The following is a 17,643-nucleotide window of genomic DNA, read 5'->3' on the forward strand; positions in this document are numbered from 1 at the left end:
GCCCCTTTTGAGGGCGATTCGCCATAACTCCGCAATCTCTAGCCGCGCAGGACGCCGCCCGTCTGCTTGCCGACATTCTCGACGATGCGCTTGGCCAGTGCCTCGAAATCCTCGTCGGTCAGCGTCTTTTCGACCGGCTGGATCGACACTTCGATGGCAATAGACTTCTTGGCCTCGCCGAGCGATGCACCCTCGAAAATGTCGAAGACCGAGACAGCGGTGATGAGCTTCTTGTCGGCGGCGAGCGCTGCGCGGACCAGCGTGCCGGCTTCGACCGACTTGTCGACGACGAAGGCGAAATCGCGCTTGACCGCCTGGAAGGGGGATAGCTCCAGTTTCGGCTTGGTTTTCGTCGGCTTGGCCTTCGGTTCGGGCACCGCATCGACGAACACCTCGAAGCCGCAGAGCGGCCCGGAAACATCGAGGCCCTCAAGCGTCTTCGGGTGGAATTCGCCGAAGGTGCCGAGCACGGTTTTGGGACCGAGCTTGATCGTGCCGGAACGGCCGGGATGATACCAGGCCGGGCCGCCCGCCTCGATCTGCAGCCGCTCGACAGGCGCACCGCAGGCTTCCAGTGCGGCGATCGCATCGGCCTTGGCGTCGAACACGCCGACGGGACCTGAATTGCCGGCCCAGTTGCGGCCGGAACCATCGAGCCTGGCGGTGCCGCGGCGCACGCCGGCGGCCACGCGCCGCTGCTGGTCGGCGCCGTCGCCCTCATAGGTGCCCGACACTTCGAACAGCGCCACGTCGCCAATGCCCTTGTCGGCATTGCGCTGGGCAGCCGCGATCAGCCCCGGCAACAGCGAGGGCCGCATGTCGGACATGTCGGCGGCGATCGGGTTGGCGAGCTTCAGAGCGGTCTGGCCGCCGCCGAACAGTTCGGCATGTTTGGCCGGAATGAACGACCAGGTGACGGCTTCCATCATGCCGCGCACGGCAAGCGCACGCTTGGCGGTGCGGGTGCGGACCTGCAGCGTGGTCAGGATCTTTGCGTTGACCGCGTCATGCGCGCCGAGCGGCTGCGGTACGATGTTGTCGACACCGTGGATGCGCATGACCTCCTCGACCAGGTCTGCCTTGCCATCGACGTCGGGGCGCCAGGACGGCACGGCGACATCGACGACATCGCCCGAGCCCTTCGGCTTGAAGCCGAGGCGCGACAGGATGTCGAGGCTTTCCGCCCTGGAAACCTCGATGCCGGTCAGCCGCTTCACTTCCGAAAGCGGGAAGGAAACGATCTTCGGCTTGTGTTCGGTATAGCCGGCCACTTCGATCTCCGTCGGCGTGCCGCCGCAGAAATCGAGCACCAGTTTCGTTGCCAGCTCGACGCCGGGCACCATGAATTCGGGGTCCACGCCGCGCTCGAAGCGGTAGCGCGCATCGGTGATGATGCCGAGCGTGCGGCCGGTGCGGGCTGTGGTGATCGGGTCCCAGAGGGCCGATTCGATCAGCACATCGGTGGTGTTCTCGTCACAGCCGGAATGCTCGCCGCCCATGATGCCGGCTATCGATTCGATGCCATTGTCGTCTGCTATGACACACATTTCCGGCGTCAGCGTGTATTCACGGCCATCGAGCGCCTGCACCTTTTCACCATCGCGCGCGCGGCGCACGACGAGATTGCCGGCAACCTTGCTGGCGTCGAACACATGCAGCGGGCGGCCGCGGTCGAAGGTGACGTAGTTGGTGATGTCGACCAGCGCGCTGATGGGTCTCAGCCCAATGGCGATCAGCCGCTGCTGCAGCCATTTCGGCGACGGGCCGTTCTTGACGCCCTTGACCAAGTTGAGCGCGAAGCCGGGGCAAAGCTCCGGCGCTTCGATCGTCACCTTGACCGGACACATGCCATTGCCGACATGGGGCATGATGGCGCCGCCGACGAGGCGGCCAAGCCCGCTCGCCGCCAGATCCCTGGCGATGCCGTAGACGCTGGTGGCGTCCGGCCGGTTCGGCGTCAGATTGATCTCGATGACCGGGTCGTCGATATGCGCATAGGCGGCGAAGCTGGTGCCGACCGGCGCATCCTCGGGCAAGTCGATGATGCCGTTGTGTTCGTCGGACAGTTCCAGTTCGCGCTCGGAACACATCATGCCGTGGCTTTCGACGCCCCTGATCTTGCCGACCGTCAGTGTCACGTCGATGCCCGGAACATAGGTGCCGGGTGCGGCAAAGGCGCCGATCAGGCCCGCGCGGGCGTTTGGCGCGCCGCAGACGACCTGCACGGGTGGCTTGCCGTCGCCGGTGTCGACGGTCAGCACGCGCAGCCGGTCGGCATCTGGGTGCTGAACCGCCGTCAGCACCCTGGCGATGACGAAGGGCTTCAGGCTCGACTTGTCGTCGACATGCTCGACTTCGAGCCCGATCGAGGTCAGCCGCTCGACGATCTCGTCGAGCGTGGCGTTGGTCTCTAGGTGGTCCTTGAGCCAGGAGAGGGTGAATTTCATGGGACTGTTCCGTCTGGTCTTTTGACGCTTGATTTCAGATGTCTCGGCAGGTCGTCGGACATATGCAAATAGGGGAGCTGCTCGCCGACATAGGCATGCAGCGTGGGCTCAAAATCGGCCGGCATGTCCATGGCGCCGAGCATGAAATAGATGTCGTCCTCCAGCCGCTCGTCGACATAGGCGATGGGCGAGCCGCAGACACCGCAGAAAGAGCGCGTCACCGGGCCGTTCTCATACATCTTCAGCGCCTTGCCGGTGAACGCGACCTGATCGACCAGGAAGCCGACAAAGGCCGACACCGGCGCGCCGCTGGCCCGCCGGCAATCGCCGCAATGGCAATAGCTGACGTGGTGCGGTTCGGCCAACGCCTCGAACCGCACGGCGCCGCAGCGGCAGCCGCCGGCATAGGGCGCTGTCATGCGCTCAGGCCTCCGAACAGCGTCGGCATGTCGAGCGGCCGGAACCCGTAATGCGACAGCCAGCGCACGTCCGCATCGAAGAAGGCGCGCAGGTCCGGCATGCCGTATTTCAGCATGGCGATGCGGTCGATGCCCATGCCCCAGGCAAAGCCCTGATATTCGTCCGGATCGAGCCCGCCATGGCGCAGCACATTGGGATGCACCATGCCGCAGCCGAGGATTTCCATCCAGTCAGAGCCTTCGCCGAAGCGCACTTCGCCGGGCCTTGAGCGGTCGCACTGGATGTCGACCTCGAGGCTCGGCTCGGTGAACGGGAAGAAGGACGGCCGGAAGCGCATCCTGACCTGCGGCACCTCGAAGAAGGCCTTGCAGAACTCTTCCAACACCCACTTCATGTTGGCGACGTTGGCCTTCTTGTCGATCACCAGCCCTTCGACCTGATGGAACATCGGCGAATGGGTGGCGTCCGAATCCTGCCGGTACGTCTTGCCCGGAATGACGATGCGGATGGGCGGCTTCTTCGTCTCCATGGTGCGGATCTGCACCGGCGAGGTGTGCGTGCGCAGAAGCTTGCGCTCGCCCTTCTCGTCCGGCTGGAAGAAGAAGGTGTCGTGCATCTCGCGCGCCGGATGGCCTTCGGGGAAATTCAGCGCGGTGAAATTGTAGTAGTCGGTCTCGATATCGGGACCTTCCGCGATGGAGAAACCGAGGTCGCCGAAGATCGCAGCAATCTCGTCGATGACCTGGCTGATCGGATGGATACGACCGCGCTCGGCCGGCGACTGCCGCACCGGCAGCGTCACGTCGACCTTTTCGGCGGCCAGGCGGGCGGTGATCGCCACATCCTTGAGCTCGGTCTTGCGGGCAGTCAGCGCCTCGGTGACGCGGTTCTTGAGGCCGTTGATGGCCGGGCCTTTGATCTGGCGCTCCTCGGCGGTCATGGCGCCAAGTGTCTTCAGCATCTCGGACACGCTGCCCTTCTTACCGAAAGCAGCGATGCGCACGGCCTCGATGGCCGGCTCATCGGCGGCCGAGGCGATCTCAGCCAGAAGTGAGTTTTCAAGCGTATCCAGGCCAGTGGTTGCGTCGTTCACGGTCAAACTCGCTACGTTGGAAATCAGCTTCAAAGTGAAAGTCACTTTTAAGTTGAAAGTTCAGGCATAAAAAAGAACCCGCGCCAGCCGTGCCAGCGCGGGTTCCCCAAATCAGAATTGCGAATGCTTGGGAAGCGCTGGGCTCGGAGCTCGATCCCGAAAAGTTGCGGACTTTTCGGAAAGATCGCGCTCCTCGCTAATTCCCCTGGCGCATGATGTTGTCCAAAAAGTCAGCAACTTTTTGGCATCATGCTCTAGGCGACAGCGCTTTCAAAAGCGTTCGGCGTGGTGTTCTTCAGATATTCGAGCGCCACCTTGGCCTTGGCGACCAGGGCTGCGAAAGCCTGCGGCTCGTGGATGGCCATGTCCGACAGGATCTTGCGATCGATCTCGATGCCCGACTTGTTGAGGCCGTCGATGAAGCGGCCATAGGTCAGGCCGTGCTCGTGCGTCGCGGCGTTGATGCGCTGGATCCACAAAGCGCGGAACGAGCGCTTGCGATTCTTGCGGTCGCGATACGCGTACTGCATCGACTTTTCCACCGCCTGCTTGGCGATGCGGATGGTGTTCTTGCGGCGGCCGTAGAAGCCTTTGGCGGCTTTCAGGACCTTCTTGTGCTTGGCGTGCGAGGTGACGCCTCTCTTTACGCGTGCCATGTCATGATCTCCTTAAAAGCAATTCCAGGAAAAGTGCTTAGCGGTTTTCCGTTCGGAATTGCGTCAAACTAATGCGTGTCCGGACCGAATGCCTTAGAGGCCGTTCGGCAGAAAATTCTTGATGACCTTCTTGCCATCCGGTTCAGCCAGAACCATCGTGCCGCGGGCATTTCGAATGAACTTGTTGGAACGCTTGATCATGCCGTGACGCTTGCCGGCAGCAGCCGACAGGACTTTACCCGTACCTGTAATCTTGAACCGCTTTTTGGCGGCGGACTTGGTCTTCATCTTGGGCATTTTGCTACTCCGTATTGTGGGCGCACTATCGCGCTTCTTGTTCGCTTCGGGCCGACCAAAGCCCGAAAAGCAAATGAAACCGCCACGGCATGCCCTGCCGGGCGGTTTTCTTGAACGGCGGTGCTATACGTCAAAGACGGCCCGCGCGCAACACCTGTCGAGATGCGGCGCCGTGTCTCGTCAGGGCAGCGTGAACCAGACCGGCAATATGCCTGACTGCTGGGCGCCGTCAATCAATTCAAAGGCCGGCAACGCGACGAGGAAGACCAGGCCGTCGAGCAGCGTGGTCAACAGCAGGCGCGGCTTGAAGTTTCCGGTATCGCCCTCCTGGTAGAGCGACAGTTTCGGGAAGAAGCGCGGCACCCGCGCCAGATAGGCCTGATACGGCGCGCCGAGCGCTTCCTTGAGGAACTTCTCCTCGCGCAGGATGACGATATGAAACGCCCCCGCGCACAAAAGCCCGAAGAGAATGATGCCGGAGAACGAACCGATCTGCGCGCCGACGCCGGCCGCGGCCACGGTCGAGAACACATAGAGCGGGTTGCGGGTGATCGAGTAAGGTCCTCCAGTCACCACTTCGGACGATTTGCGCCCGCCTATGTAGAGCGTCGACCAAAGGCGGCCGACGATGCCGAGGAAAATCAGCAGCACGCCGAACATTTCGATCGTCTCGTGCACGGCTGTGTCGGGCGGAAACGTCGATTGGCCAAATAGCAATGCTGCGAACAGCACGACCACGAGCCCGGCAAGCACTATCCGGCGCGTATGCTGGTAGTTGCCCAGCCCTTGTTTGAAGTCCTTGACGTCCGAAACCTTGATTTCATCGACCATAGTAAATCCGATCGTCAGGAATTTTGCCGGCGATCGCAGCGTCTGAACAAGAAGAAGGCGTCCCGCCGATCGCCGGGACGCCTTGCGATGTGATTCAGGCGGATTTAAGCGCGATGGCCAAGCCTGACGTCATCGTGATCCTAGATACGCGCCGATGCCGATCTTAGCGCGGCGACAGCACCATCATCATCTGGCGGCCTTCGAGCTTCGGTTCCGCTTCGACCTTGGCAATGGTCGCCACTTCCTCGCGAACCTTGTTTAGAAGCTGCATGCCAAGTTCCATATGCGCCATCTCGCGGCCACGGAACCGCAGCGTCAGCTTGACCTTGTCGCCTTCCTCGAAGAAGCGGCGAACCGCCTTCATCTTGGTCTCGTAGTCATGGCTGTCGATGTTCGGGCGCATCTTGATCTCCTTGATCTCGATGACCTTCTGGTTCTTGCGCGCCTCGGCCGCCTTCTTCTGGTTGGCGTATTTCAACTTGCCGAGATCGAGGATCTTGACGACGGGAGGCACGGCGTTGGGCGATATCTCGACGAGATCGAGCCCAGCCTCTTCGGCGAGCAGCAACGCATCGTTGATGGAAATATCGCCGCGGTTCTGGCCATCGGCGTCGATAAGCTGGACCCGGGGAACCCGGATGTCACGGTTGGAGCGCGGGCCATCCTTGGTCGGCGCCGCTGCTTTGAAAGGTCTGCGAATGGTCGTGGTCTCCTTGGCCGTTTCGTTCAGGTTCGTCAGTCTTGATGCGTGGACGCGCAATGTGGTGAGCGCGCGGGCGGAGTCAATAGCACAGCATTGACAGAAAATCACCCTGATCGCTGCCCTGCACCAAACAAAGAAACATCGCGAGCGCTTTTCGCCACGCCACCGGCTGTGCCACAAGAGCGACGTTGAGGAAAAAGCCATGACTGTCACGCCCCCACTCTTTCTGGATGTCGACGGATTGCGCATTGCGGTGCGCCACGCTGCTGGCTCCGCGCCCGGCATCGTTTGGCTCGGCGGCTACAAGTCCGACATGTTGGGCACGAAGGCGCAGACGCTGTCGGACTGGGCGGCAAGAGAAGGCCGCGCCTTCCTGCGCCATGATTATTCCGGCCATGGCGAATCCGGTGGCGCTTTTGCCGATGGCACGATTTCGACATGGCTTGCGCAGAGCCTTGCCGTGTTCCGGCATTTCACCAAGGGCAGGCAGATCCTTGTCGGCTCCTCGATGGGCGCCTGGATCGCGCTGCGCATGGTGCAGGAATTGCGCAAGGCAGGCGATAGCAACGTCGCCGGCCTGGTGCTGCTGGCGCCGGCGCCGGATTTTACCGCCGAACTGGTCGAACCGGTGCTGACGCAGGCGCAGAAGCACGACCTCGCCGAAAAAGGTTTCTTCGAAGAGCCGTCGGACTATTCCACGGAATCCTACATCTACACCCGCGCGCTGATCGAAGATGGGCGCGACAACCGGGTTATGACAGGTCCGATCGACACCCATTGCCCGGTGCATATCCTGCAGGGCCTGGCCGATGCGGACGTGCCGGCAAGCCATGCGCTGAAGCTGGTCAGCCTGCTGCCGGCGGACGACGTGACACTGTCGCTGATCCCTGACGGCGACCATCGCCTGTCGCGACCGCAGGATCTCGACATGCTGGTGCGGGCCGTCGATGCGATGGCGCAGAGGGGAGACTGATGCGCCTTTCCATTCCGATATCCGCCTTCGTCGCGGCGATCGTCGGCTTCGGCGGCACGCTAGCCATCGTCATCGCAGCCGCCAACGCAGTCGGCGCGACGCAGATCGAGACGGCGAGCTGGGTGACGACGATCTGCCTGGCCATGGCGATCGAGAGCCTGTGGCTGTCATGGCGCACGAAAATGCCTGTCATCACCGCCTGGTCGACGCCGGGCCTGGCGCTGATCGCGGCATCGAGCGGCTTTTCGATGGGTGAGGCCGTCGCCGCCTTCATCGTCACCGGCGTCCTTCTGATCGCCACCGGGCTGTTTCGGCCCCTGACGAAGCTGATCTCGAGGATACCGCCTTCCGTCGCCTCGGGCATGCTGGCCGGCATCGTCGTCACCTTCGCGCTCAATGCGGTGAAGACCATCCCTGTCGACCCGTGGCTGATCCTGCCGCTGATTGCCGTCTTCTTCGTCATCAGGCTGTTCAACCCAGCGCTGTCAGTTCTGGCGGTTTTGATCGGCGGTGGCCTCGCCGCTTTCCTCACCGGCCGTGTCGGTGGCCTGCCGACACCGGAACTGTCGACGCTGACGCTGATTGCGCCTGAATTCACCGCCAAGGCCATGATTGGCCTGGCACTGCCGCTCTATCTCGTCACCATGGCCTCACAGAACCTGTCCGGGCTCGCCGTGCTGCGCGCCGCCGGCTACCATCCGGAGCCCGGCCCGCTGATCGGCGTCACCGGCCTGTTTTCGCTGCTGTCGGCGCCGTTCGGCGGCTCGACCACCAATCTGGCCGCGATCTCGGCGGCGATCTGCACTGGGCCGGACGTCCACCCCGATCCCGCCGAGCGCTGGAAGACCGGGCCGTTCTATGCGCTCGCCTATCTCATCTTTGCGATTTTCGGCGCTTCGCTGGTGGCGATCTTCGCCGTCCTGCCGCAGAGCCTGATCGTGCTGGTGGCAGGCTTGGCGCTGATGGCGTCGCTCGCCAACGCGCTGTCCATCGCGCTGAAGGAAGAGGCGGATCGCATGGCCGCCACCGTCACCTTTGTCGTCACCGCGTCGGGTCTGACGCTGTTCGGCGTTGGCGCTGCATTCTGGGGCCTGATTGCCGGGCTGGTTGTGCTTTTCCTCGATATGATCAAAAAGCGATAATCATTTCAGATGCTTGTCCGGATTTGGCGGACATTGTCTTGAATCGCCGTTTTTCTCTTCCCATTTCGATTCCACGCAGCCCGGTTTGGCTGTCTCCAACCGAAGGAATGGGAGAAAATGAACACATCCGCATTGATCCGTCCGGCCTGGACGCCGGCAACCATCGCGTTGATGGTTGTGGGTTTCATGGTGTTCTGGCCACTCGGCTTCGCCATGCTCGCCTACATCATCTGGGGCGACCGCCTCGATGGCTTCAAGCGCGACGTCAACCGCGCGACTGACGGCATCTTCGCCGGCTGCCGCCGCGGCTCCGACAAGGCCGCGCGCTGGGGCAATGGTTCGGCCCGCACCGGCAACGTCGCTTTCGACGATTGGCGCGAAAAGGAACTTGAGCGGCTGAACGAAGAGCGCCGTAAGCTCGACGAGATGCTGACCCAGTTCGACGAGTATGCCCGCGAATTGCGGCGTGCCAAGGACCAGGACGAGTTCGACCGCTTCATGGCAAACCGCAACAAGTCGACGGCGCCGACGAAGACCGATCCGGGCGCCGGAACGACGACCACCAAGCGTGGCAAGGGTTCGAACCTGCTTGACGACTGAGGCCTTGCGACAGGCCAAGGTATGACGACGGCGTCGCGCGAGCGGCGCCGTTTCTTTTTTGTTCTAGTCGTTTTTCTCGAATCGCGTATCGTCCCGCCATGACTCTCGGCTTCTTCCGCAATCTGACAAAGCCCAAGCCCACGCCTGTCGTGGAGCGCGAATATTGCGTCGCCGGCCGCACGCTGCCGCTCAAGATCGTCGAGAGCGCCAGGGCGCGCCGGATGACGCTGCGCATCGATTCAGGCGGCCAGGGTCTGCGCATCACCGTGCCGCCAGGCCTGCGCCGCGGCGAGGTGGACAGGTTCCTCGAGCGGCACCAGGACTGGCTGGAGCAGCGACTGGCCAAAGTGCCGACCCGGCCACAGGTGCGGCCCGGCATCAAGATCCCGGTGCGCGGCGTGCCGCATCGCATCGTCCATGAACCGTCAAAGCGCGGCACCGTCACCGTGTCGCGCGACGAACGTGGCCCGCTCTTGATCGTGCATGGCGACCGCATACATCTGCCGCGCCGCATCGCCGATTTCCTCAAGCGTGAGGCCAAGAAGGACATCGAAAAGCTGGTGGCCAAACACACCGAGGCGCTTGGCAAGCGCGCCAAGGCTATCCGCTACAAGGACACTTCGAGCCGCTGGGGTTCATGCACCTCCGAAGGCAATCTGTCCTTTTCCTGGCGCATCATGATGGCGCCGTCGCCGGTCATCAATTACCTCGTCGCGCATGAAGTGGCGCATCTCAAGGAGATGAACCACGGTCCGAAATTCTGGAAACTGTGCGAAAAGCTCTGCCCCGACACCGATCGCTGCAAGGACTGGCTGAAGCGCAATGGCGGTGCGCTGCAGGCGATCATGTTCGAGTAGATCGCTCAGTCGTCGTTGGCCGCGTTCAAATCCTCAGGCCGCAGTCCCTCATCGCCGTGATGCGGCCACGGCAAAAAATTGCCGTCGAATTGATCGCCGCCGAAATAGTCCAGCGCCCGGTGCGCTTCGGCGCCGTTGAAGGCGGCCTTGTCGATCAGGTGCGCGATCACCTCGCGCGCCTGCGCGATCTTCTGCCTGAGTTCGGCAATTGTCCTGTCGGCCATGATCGTGCTCCCGCCGTGTATCCTGATCATCCATAGGTAGCGCCTTTGGCCGTGCGGGCAAACAGCATGCTTTTTCTCGACTCTTATCGCTTTTCATGGCAATTCCGCGCCATGGCACTCGACATCAAGATCTGCGGCTTGAAGACCGACGGGGCAATGGCCGCGGCGCTGGCGGGCGGCGCCAGCCATGTCGGGTTTATCTTCTTCGCCAAAAGCCCGCGCTATGTCGAACCTGCCGAGGCTGGCCGTCTGCGCGAGGCGGCGCGCGGCAAGGCGATGGCGGTTGCCGTCACCGTCGACGCCAGCGACGCCTTCCTTGATGAAATCGTTGCCAAAATGCAGCCCGACATGCTGCAGCTTCATGGCGCGGAAACGCCCGACCGGGTGGCCGAGATCAGGGCCCGCTACGGCCTGCCGGTGATGAAGGCGCTGCCGCTCAGCGAGGCTGCCGATCTCGAGCGGATAAAGCCATTCATCGGCATAGCAGACCGGTTCCTGTTCGACGCCAAGCCGCCGAAAGGCTCCGAACTGCCGGGCGGCAACGGCGTGGCCTTCGACTGGCACATCCTCGCCGGCCTTGACGGCAGCGTCGATTACATGCTTTCCGGTGGGCTCAACGCCGCCAATATCGGCGATGCCCTTCGGCTTGCCGACCCGCCCGGAATCGACATTTCCTCAGGCGTGGAAAGCGCACCGGGCGTCAAGGATCCGGCGCTGATCGAACAGTTTTTCCGGGCCGTCAGGGCCGCGCGGAACACCCGCGCAGCCTGAGCGTGCTGTAAACGACAAGCCAGGAGATCGGCGATGAACAAGCCGGCGACACCCAATTCCTTCCGCACCGGACCCGACGAACAGGGCATGTTCGGCATTTTCGGCGGTCGTTTCGTTGCCGAAACGCTGATGCCGCTGATCCTCGATCTGGAGCGGCACTGGAACGAGGTCAAGAACGATGCGGATTTCAGGGCCGAGCTGACTGACCTTTCGACCCACTATGCCGGACGGCCATCGAAGCTTTATTTCGCCGAGGGGCTGACCAGGCATCTTCGTGAGGTTTCCTCGGCGAAGGGCCTCGGGGGCGGCGCAAAGGTCTATTTCAAGCGCGAGGATTTGAACCACACCGGTTCGCACAAGATCAACAACTGCCTGGGCCAGATCCTGCTGGCCAAGCGCATGGGCAAGAAGCGCATCATCGCCGAGACCGGCGCCGGCCAGCACGGCGTCGCCTCGGCCACGGTCGCGGCGCGCTTCGGCTTTCCCTGCGTCGTCTATATGGGTGCGACCGACGTCGCCCGGCAAAGCCCCAACGTCTTCCGCATGAAGCTGCTGGGCGCCGAAGTGCGGCCGGTGACATCAGGCCACGGCACGCTGAAGGACGCCATGAACGAGGCGTTGCGCGACTGGGTGACCAATGTCGAGGACACTTATTACCTGATCGGCACCGCCGCCGGCCCGCATCCCTATCCGGAGCTGGTGCGCGACTTCCAGTCGGTGATCGGCATCGAGGCGCGGGCGCAGATCCTCGAGCAGGAAGGTCGGCTGCCCGACACGATCATCGCCGCTGTCGGCGGCGGTTCGAACGCCATCGGCCTGTTCCATCCCTTCCTCGACGACAAAGAGGTCCGCATCATCGGCATCGAGGCCGGCGGACGCGGCCTCGACGGCATCGAGCATTGCGCCTCGATGAATGCCGGCGCGCCGGGCGTGCTGCATGGCAACCGCACCTATCTCCTGCAGAACGCCGACGGCCAGATCATGGACGGGCATTCGATTTCGGCCGGCCTCGATTATCCCGGCGTCGGGCCGGAGCATTCCTGGCTGCGCGATTCAGGCCGCGTCGAATACGTGCCGATCCTCGATGACGAGGCGCTGGAGGCCTTCAAGCTGACGACGCGGGTCGAAGGCATCATCCCGGCGCTGGAATCGGCGCATGCTATCGCGCATGCGGTGAAGATCGTGCCTGCCATGGACAAGGACCAGATCGTCATCGTCAACCTGTCCGGCCGCGGCGACAAGGACGTGCATACGGTGGCTTCGATGCTCGGCATGGAGATCTAGTGTCTTTGGACAGTTTCGATTTGGGAGTTGATTATGAGCAAAATTCGTCCAAAGGGCCAGACATGACCACCCGCATCGATCGCCGCATGGCGAAGCTTAAGGCCGAAGGCCGCCCGGCGCTCGTCACCTATTTCATGGGCGGCGACCCCGACTACGACACCTCTTTGTCGATCATGAAGGCACTGCCCAAGGCTGGCGCCGACATCATCGAGCTCGGCATGCCGTTTTCCGATCCGATGGCCGACGGCCCGGCGATCCAGGCAGCGGGCCTGCGGGCGCTGAAGGGCGGCCAGACGCTGGTCAAGACGCTGAAGATGGCGTCCGACTTCCGCGCCGGCGACAATGAGACGCCGATCGTGCTGATGGGCTATTACAATCCGATCTACATCTATGGCGTCGACCGCTTCCTCAAGGACGCGATTGCCAGCGGCATCGACGGGCTGATCGTCGTCGACCTGCCGCCGGAGATGGACGAGGAACTGTGCATTCCGGCGCTGAAAGCCGGCATCAACTTCATTCGGCTGGCGACGCCGACGACCGACGACAAGCGCTTGCCCAAGGTGCTGCAGAACACCTCGGGCTTCGTCTATTACGTGTCGATGACCGGCATCACCGGCTCGGCACTTGCCGACACCGGCAAGGTGGCGGCGGCGGTCAAGCGCATCAAGGGCCACACCGACCTGCCGGTCTGCGTCGGCTTCGGCGTCAAGACCGCCGAGCAGGCCCGGGTGATCGGTGCCAATGCCGACGGCGTCGTCGTCGGCACCGCGATCGTCAATGCGGTGGCCAATGTGCTGGGACCGAAGGGCGAGAAGACCGCCGACCCGGCCGAGGCCGTCGCCACGCTGGTCAGCGGCCTTGCGCAAGGCGTGCGCTCGGCCCGCCTTGCTGCTGCCGAATAGTTTCCCTACGTCTTTAGCCAATCTTCGTCAGGACAGGAGCCGAAGCGATGAACTGGATCACCAATTACGTTCGCCCGAAGATCAATTCGATGCTCGGCCGGCGCACCGACATGCCCGAGAATCTCTGGATCAAGGACCCGGAGACCGGCGAGATGGTGTTCCACAAGGACCTGGAATCCAACCAGTTCGTCATTCCTTCTTCCGGCCATCACATGAAGATCTCGGCCAAGGAGCGGCTGAGATTCTTCTTCGACGACGGCAAATACGAGACCCTGGACAACCCCAAGGTGATGCAGGATCCGCTGAAATTCCGCGACGAGAAGCGCTATGTCGACCGGCTGAAGGACGCCAAGGCCAAGACCGGCCTGGAAGACGCGATCATCAACGCGCTGGGCACCGTCGAAGGCTTGCCGGTTGTGGTCACGGTGCAGGATTTCGCCTTCATGGGCGGCTCGCTCGGCATGGCCGCCGGCGACGCTATCGTGCACGGCTTTGAGGCTGCTCTGCAGCGCAAGCGGCCGCTGATCCTGTTTGCCGCCTCCGGCGGCGCCCGCATGCAGGAAGGTATTTTGTCCCTCATGCAATTGCCGAGGACCACGGTCGGCGTCGACCGGCTGAAGGAAGCCGGCCTTCCCTACATCGTCGTTTTGACCAACCCGACCACCGGCGGCGTCACTGCCTCCTACGCCATGCTGGGCGACGTGCACATAGCCGAGCCCGGCGCGCTGATCGGCTTTGCCGGACCGCGCGTCATCGAACAAACCATCCGGGAAAAGCTGCCCGACGGCTTCCAACGCTCCGAATATCTGATGGAGCACGGCATGGTCGACATGGTGGTGTCGCGGCTGGACCTGCGCGAAACCATCGCGCGGCTGCTGAAGATGCTGCTCAAGCTGCCGGAGGAGCAAAAGCCGCTCGAGCCGGAAATCCTGCCGCCGGCAACAATACCGGCCGAGGCACGTCCGCAGGCCTGACGCGACAAGAAGCGCCGCGAACAGCGATTGCGCCCTGTCCCCGGCGCGCTGTAGCTTTTTGAATTGGCATGGCCCTTTGTGAAACCGATTCTGGTTTTTCCGGGTCATGCGCAAGGATTGCGCCATGACAACGCTTGCCGCCGACCGCGAAATCGAAGCCCTGATGGCGCTTCATCCGAAAGGCTTCGACCTTTCGCTCGACCGCATTTCGCGGCTGCTGGAGCGGCTCGACAATCCGCAGGACCGGCTGCCCCCGGTCATCCACATCGCCGGCACCAACGGCAAGGGCTCATGCGCCGCCTTTTCGCGCGCCCTCCTCGAGGCCGCGGACTACCGCGTCCATGTCCACACCTCGCCGCATCTGGTCAACTGGCACGAGCGCTACCGGCTGGCCGCCGATGGCGGCGGCAGGCTGGTCGAGGACAGGGTTTTCGCCGATGCCATCGCGCGCGTCGCCAGGGCCAATGAAGGCGAGACGATCACCGTCTTCGAGATCCTCACCGCCGTCACCTTCCTCTTGTTTTCCGAACACCAGGCCGACGCCGCGATCATCGAGGTCGGGCTCGGCGGCCGCTTCGACGCGACCAATGTCATCAAGGAGCCAGCCGTATCGGTGATCATGCCGGTGTCGCTCGACCACGAGGCCTATCTCGGCGACCGTGTCGAACTGATCGCGGCCGAAAAGGCCGGCATCATCAAGGCTGGCTGCCCGGTGGTCATCGGCGCGCAGGAGAGCGAAACGGCGCTGCAGGTGCTGATCGAAACCGCCGAGCGGCTTGAATGCCCCACCTTCGTCTACGGCCAGGATTTCCTGGCCTTCGAGGAAAACGGCCGCATGGTCTACCAGGACGAGGACGGCTTGATGGACCTGCCGCCGCCCAGGCTGCCCGGCCGCCACCAGTTCGCCAATGCGGCGGCGGCGATCGCCGCGGTCAAAGCGGCCGGTTTCGAGATCAGCCATCGCGCCGCCGAAAAGGCGATGATCAATGTCGCCTGGCCCGGCCGCATGCAGAAGCTAATGCAGGGCCGGCTGGCCGAACTGGCACCCAAGGGCGCCGATATCTGGCTCGACGGTGGCCACAATCCGGGCGCCGGCGTGGTGGTCGCCGAAGCGTTGGCCGAGCAGGAAGAGAAGAACCCGCGTCCGTTGTTCCTCATTTCGGGCATGATCAACACCAAGGACCAGAGCGGCTATTTCCGTGCCTTCAAGGGCCTCGCCCGGCATGTCTACACGGTGCCGGTGAGCCTCAGCGAGGCCGGCGTGCCTAACGACGAACTGGCGATCCGCGCGACGGAAGCCGGGCTGACCGCCGAGCCGGTGAGTTCCGTCGCCAGCGCGCTGATGCTGCTGCGCGACACCTGGGACGGCCCGGCGCCACGCATCCTGATCAGCGGTTCGTTGTATCTGACCGGCGCGGTGCTGGCCGAGAACGGCACGCCGCCGACCTGAGGTCGGATTTGCGAGGAACCCGTCATGATCAAGGTCAAGCAGCTCGGTCACGTCTGCATCTTCGCGCATGACTTGGAAGCAACGCGAAGCTTCTATCGCGACGTGCTCGGCCTCGACACGCAGTTCAATTTTCTGCGCGACGGCAAGATTTTCGGGTTCTACCTCAATTGCGGCGGGCGCAGCCATGTCGAGGTGTTCCAGAAGGACGGAGCTCGCTACGGCGACCTGAACCAGATCAACCATTTCTGCCTCGAAGTGGAAAACATCGATGCGGCGATCGCCCACATCCGCTCGAAAGGCGTCGACGTCACGGCCAAGAAGCACGCCTGCGACGACACCTTTCAGGCCTGGATTCGCGACCCCAATGGCGTGAAGATCGAGCTGTTCGAATATACCGAAAAAAGCGCGCAATTCGTCGGAGGAGATCGTATCGCCGACTGGTGACTGTGCAACGACACAGCTGGATTATTTCAGCTCGATCTCGATAAAAGCGTCGCTCAGAAATCCCAAGGCGAGATCAGTTCCAGGTTGGTGGTGCGAAAGTCGTCGAGATTGCGCGTCGCGAGCCGACCGCCGTTCACGCGTGCGATCGCTGCAATCATGCCGTCGGGAGCTGACATGCCCCGGCCTTGGCGTCTGGCGGTTCCCATGATGTCGCCGTAAGCCAAGGCAGCCTCCTCCGTCAGTCCAAAAATCCGGTTGGCGAAGCGATGGCGCCATTGAGAAAACCCCTGCTCCAGGCGGTCCGCTCGCTCATCAGGTCGAATTTTTTGAATACCAAAGGCAATTTCAGCAATCGTCACTGTCGGGAGCGCCAATTCAGCATCATGCCGGACAAGCCACGCCAGAACGGCTTCGTCGGGTGCCTTCTTCAGGGTTTCTGAAATTACGTTGGTATCGACGAAAATCAAAGCTCAGGCCCTTTGTGGACCTGCCGGCCTTCGCGGATGATGGTCTCCAGATCGATGTCAGCTCCGTAACTTGCCGCCAGGCGAGAATAGAAGGTCGAAGCAGGTTCGCGGCCAGCTTCGCGGATCTCGTAGGATTCCAGCGCGCGTTCGACGACATCTGCTATCGAACGATTCTCGCGGCGAGCCAGTCGATGGGCTAGGTCGCGAGCCTTTGCACTGCGGACTGAAAGCTGAGGTTCGGCCATTTCAAACTCCGGTTTGGAATGAAATATAGGCCGAGTGTCACTTGCCATCAAGATGGCAGATGATGGCTTGCCATCAATGAAAGCAAGAGCCTGGCTTACTTCAACTCGATCTCGATAAAGGCGTATTCGCCTTCATTAGCGTTGATGACGTCATGCTCGACGCCCTCCTTGCGGAAATAAGGCGCACCCTTCTTCATCTCGGCAAAGGATTCGCCGTCCTTGGTCAACAGCTTCACCTTGCCGTCCATCAGCGGCACGACGACATAGTCGTGGCCATGGCGATGCCAGCCGGTGTTCTCGCCCGGTGCGAAGCGGTACTCTGTGACGATGACACGCTCATTGTCGATGAAGACGGTGGCCTTGGCGGATCCGGTCATGGGGTTCTCCTGTCTCGCTCAAGCAGATGACATGGAGTGCCCGGACGCGAGAGCCAGAGCCACGCACCGATGACGCCAACAAAAAGCCCGGCGCGAGGCCGGGCTTGATATCAGGAATTTCAGATCGATCAGGCGAGGTTGCCGTTGATCCAGTGCGACAGCGCGGTCTTGGGCGCGGCACCGATCTTGATGTCGGCCATTTCGCCGCCTTTGAAGATCATCAGCGTCGGGATCGAGCGTACCCCAAACTGAGCGGCAAGCTCCGGATTCTCGTCGATGTTGAGCTTGGCGATCTTGACCTTGGCGCCGAGTTCGGTGGCGATGTCTTCGAGCGCCGGCGCGATCTGCTTGCAGGGACCGCACCATTCCGCCCAGAAGTCGACGACGACCGGTACGTTGGCGTCAAGCACATCGGTCTGGAAGTTGCTCTTGTCGACCTTCACGGTTGCCATATGGAAAAATCCTTCTGAAAGTTTTTGTCCCACC

22 protein-coding genes are annotated in these 17,643 nt (G+C 62.4%); 10 read left to right on the plus strand and 12 right to left on the minus strand.

The window, feature by feature from the left end; translation table 11 throughout:
* Nucleotides 1–38: 38 nt before the first annotated feature.
* From pheT to infC, 7 genes are all read right to left on the minus strand, one after another.
* On the minus strand, nucleotides 39–2,447 hold the full coding sequence (gene pheT / locus LB558_RS15140; protein WP_224698276.1) for a phenylalanine--tRNA ligase subunit beta: 2,409 nt from the start codon (nucleotides 2,445–2,447) through the stop codon (nucleotides 39–41).
* Complete coding sequence (locus LB558_RS15145; protein ID WP_224698277.1) at nucleotides 2,444–2,866, minus strand: GFA family protein; 423 nt, start codon at nucleotides 2,864–2,866, stop codon at nucleotides 2,444–2,446. Before LB558_RS15145 ends, pheT begins: the two co-directional genes overlap by 4 nt.
* The gene (gene pheS, locus LB558_RS15150; RefSeq protein ID WP_224698278.1) at nucleotides 2,863–3,960 is read right to left on the minus strand and encodes a phenylalanine--tRNA ligase subunit alpha; all 1,098 of its coding nucleotides are present in this window, start codon (nucleotides 3,958–3,960) and stop codon (nucleotides 2,863–2,865) included. The genes LB558_RS15145 and pheS overlap by 4 nt, the downstream gene beginning before the upstream one ends.
* 254 nt (nucleotides 3,961–4,214) lie before the next feature.
* Nucleotides 4,215–4,616, minus strand: a complete 402-nt coding sequence (rplT, locus tag LB558_RS15155) for a 50S ribosomal protein L20 (protein ID WP_023672281.1) — start codon at nucleotides 4,614–4,616, stop codon at nucleotides 4,215–4,217.
* A 93-nt stretch (nucleotides 4,617–4,709) separates the two neighbouring features.
* Nucleotides 4,710–4,913, minus strand: coding sequence for a 50S ribosomal protein L35 (rpmI, locus tag LB558_RS15160; RefSeq protein ID WP_006201248.1), 204 nt, complete (start codon nucleotides 4,911–4,913; stop codon nucleotides 4,710–4,712).
* Between the two features lie 180 nt (nucleotides 4,914–5,093).
* Entirely contained in the window at nucleotides 5,094–5,744 is a 651-nt protein-coding gene (locus LB558_RS15165) for a methyltransferase family protein (protein WP_224698279.1), read from the minus strand.
* Between the two features lie 163 nt (nucleotides 5,745–5,907).
* Nucleotides 5,908–6,444, minus strand: coding sequence for a translation initiation factor IF-3 (gene infC / locus LB558_RS15170; RefSeq protein ID WP_023810608.1), 537 nt, complete (start codon nucleotides 6,442–6,444; stop codon nucleotides 5,908–5,910).
* A gap of 205 nt (nucleotides 6,445–6,649) precedes the next feature.
* Here infC and LB558_RS15175 point away from each other — a divergent pair, with 205 nt between their 5' ends.
* The 4 genes from LB558_RS15175 (at nucleotide 6,650) to LB558_RS15190 (ending at nucleotide 10,019) form a co-directional block, all read left to right on the plus strand.
* Nucleotides 6,650–7,420, plus strand: a complete 771-nt coding sequence (locus tag LB558_RS15175) for an alpha/beta hydrolase (protein WP_224698280.1) — start codon at nucleotides 6,650–6,652, stop codon at nucleotides 7,418–7,420.
* Nucleotides 7,420–8,562, plus strand: coding sequence for a benzoate/H(+) symporter BenE family transporter (locus LB558_RS15180; protein ID WP_224698281.1), 1,143 nt, complete (start codon nucleotides 7,420–7,422; stop codon nucleotides 8,560–8,562). The genes LB558_RS15175 and LB558_RS15180 overlap by 1 nt, the downstream gene beginning before the upstream one ends.
* A 117-nt stretch (nucleotides 8,563–8,679) precedes the next feature.
* Nucleotides 8,680–9,162 (plus strand): DUF2852 domain-containing protein, encoded by a 483-nt coding sequence (locus tag LB558_RS15185; protein ID WP_023810611.1) that lies wholly within the window; start codon nucleotides 8,680–8,682, stop codon nucleotides 9,160–9,162.
* Nucleotides 9,163–9,260: 98 nt separating this feature from the next.
* On the plus strand, nucleotides 9,261–10,019 hold the full coding sequence (locus LB558_RS15190) for a M48 family metallopeptidase (RefSeq protein WP_224698282.1): 759 nt from the start codon (nucleotides 9,261–9,263) through the stop codon (nucleotides 10,017–10,019).
* A gap of 5 nt (nucleotides 10,020–10,024) precedes the next feature.
* Here the strand turns inward: LB558_RS15190 and LB558_RS15195 are convergent, their stop codons facing one another.
* Nucleotides 10,025–10,243 carry a hypothetical protein gene (locus LB558_RS15195; protein ID WP_224698283.1) on the minus strand — a complete coding sequence of 73 codons (219 nt, stop codon included), beginning with the start codon at nucleotides 10,241–10,243 and terminating at the stop codon, nucleotides 10,025–10,027.
* Between the two features lie 111 nt (nucleotides 10,244–10,354).
* Between LB558_RS15195 and LB558_RS15200 the strand changes: the two genes are divergently transcribed.
* The 6 genes from LB558_RS15200 to LB558_RS15225 all read left to right on the plus strand — a co-directional run bounded on the left by LB558_RS15200 (nucleotide 10,355) and on the right by LB558_RS15225 (nucleotide 16,068).
* Nucleotides 10,355–11,014 carry a phosphoribosylanthranilate isomerase gene (locus tag LB558_RS15200; RefSeq protein ID WP_224698388.1) on the plus strand — a complete coding sequence of 220 codons (660 nt, stop codon included), beginning with the start codon at nucleotides 10,355–10,357 and terminating at the stop codon, nucleotides 11,012–11,014.
* Between the two features lie 33 nt (nucleotides 11,015–11,047).
* Nucleotides 11,048–12,298, plus strand: a complete 1,251-nt coding sequence (trpB, locus tag LB558_RS15205) for a tryptophan synthase subunit beta (protein WP_224698284.1) — start codon at nucleotides 11,048–11,050, stop codon at nucleotides 12,296–12,298.
* A gap of 62 nt (nucleotides 12,299–12,360) precedes the next feature.
* Entirely contained in the window at nucleotides 12,361–13,200 is an 840-nt protein-coding gene (gene trpA, locus LB558_RS15210; protein WP_224698285.1) for a tryptophan synthase subunit alpha, read from the plus strand.
* A gap of 47 nt (nucleotides 13,201–13,247) precedes the next feature.
* Complete coding sequence (gene accD, locus LB558_RS15215; protein WP_224698286.1) at nucleotides 13,248–14,174, plus strand: acetyl-CoA carboxylase, carboxyltransferase subunit beta; 927 nt, start codon at nucleotides 13,248–13,250, stop codon at nucleotides 14,172–14,174.
* A gap of 124 nt (nucleotides 14,175–14,298) precedes the next feature.
* Nucleotides 14,299–15,624, plus strand: coding sequence for a bifunctional folylpolyglutamate synthase/dihydrofolate synthase (locus LB558_RS15220; RefSeq protein WP_224698287.1), 1,326 nt, complete (start codon nucleotides 14,299–14,301; stop codon nucleotides 15,622–15,624).
* Nucleotides 15,625–15,648: 24 nt separating this feature from the next.
* Nucleotides 15,649–16,068 carry a VOC family protein gene (locus tag LB558_RS15225; RefSeq protein ID WP_224698288.1) on the plus strand — a complete coding sequence of 140 codons (420 nt, stop codon included), beginning with the start codon at nucleotides 15,649–15,651 and terminating at the stop codon, nucleotides 16,066–16,068.
* 53 nt (nucleotides 16,069–16,121) lie between these two features.
* Here LB558_RS15225 and LB558_RS15230 read toward each other — a convergent pair whose 3' ends face one another.
* The 4 genes from LB558_RS15230 to trxA all read right to left on the minus strand — a co-directional run bounded on the left by LB558_RS15230 (nucleotide 16,122) and on the right by trxA (nucleotide 17,609).
* Complete coding sequence (locus tag LB558_RS15230) at nucleotides 16,122–16,535, minus strand: type II toxin-antitoxin system VapC family toxin (RefSeq protein ID WP_224698289.1); 414 nt, start codon at nucleotides 16,533–16,535, stop codon at nucleotides 16,122–16,124.
* Nucleotides 16,532–16,780: a type II toxin-antitoxin system VapB family antitoxin gene (locus tag LB558_RS15235; protein ID WP_224698290.1), complete on the minus strand. Its 249-nt coding sequence runs from the start codon at nucleotides 16,778–16,780 to the stop codon at nucleotides 16,532–16,534. Before LB558_RS15235 ends, LB558_RS15230 begins: the two co-directional genes overlap by 4 nt.
* A 95-nt stretch (nucleotides 16,781–16,875) precedes the next feature.
* Entirely contained in the window at nucleotides 16,876–17,157 is a 282-nt protein-coding gene (locus LB558_RS15240; RefSeq protein WP_013528325.1) for a cupin domain-containing protein, read from the minus strand.
* Between the two features lie 128 nt (nucleotides 17,158–17,285).
* Nucleotides 17,286–17,609 carry a thioredoxin gene (trxA, locus tag LB558_RS15245; protein WP_224698291.1) on the minus strand — a complete coding sequence of 108 codons (324 nt, stop codon included), beginning with the start codon at nucleotides 17,607–17,609 and terminating at the stop codon, nucleotides 17,286–17,288.
* Nucleotides 17,610–17,643: the final 34 nt, after the last annotated feature.

Origin of the sequence: Mesorhizobium sp. CO1-1-8 (assembly GCF_020164875.1) — a bacterium.
In the GTDB taxonomy this organism is placed as follows: Bacteria; Pseudomonadota; Alphaproteobacteria; order Rhizobiales; family Rhizobiaceae; genus Mesorhizobium.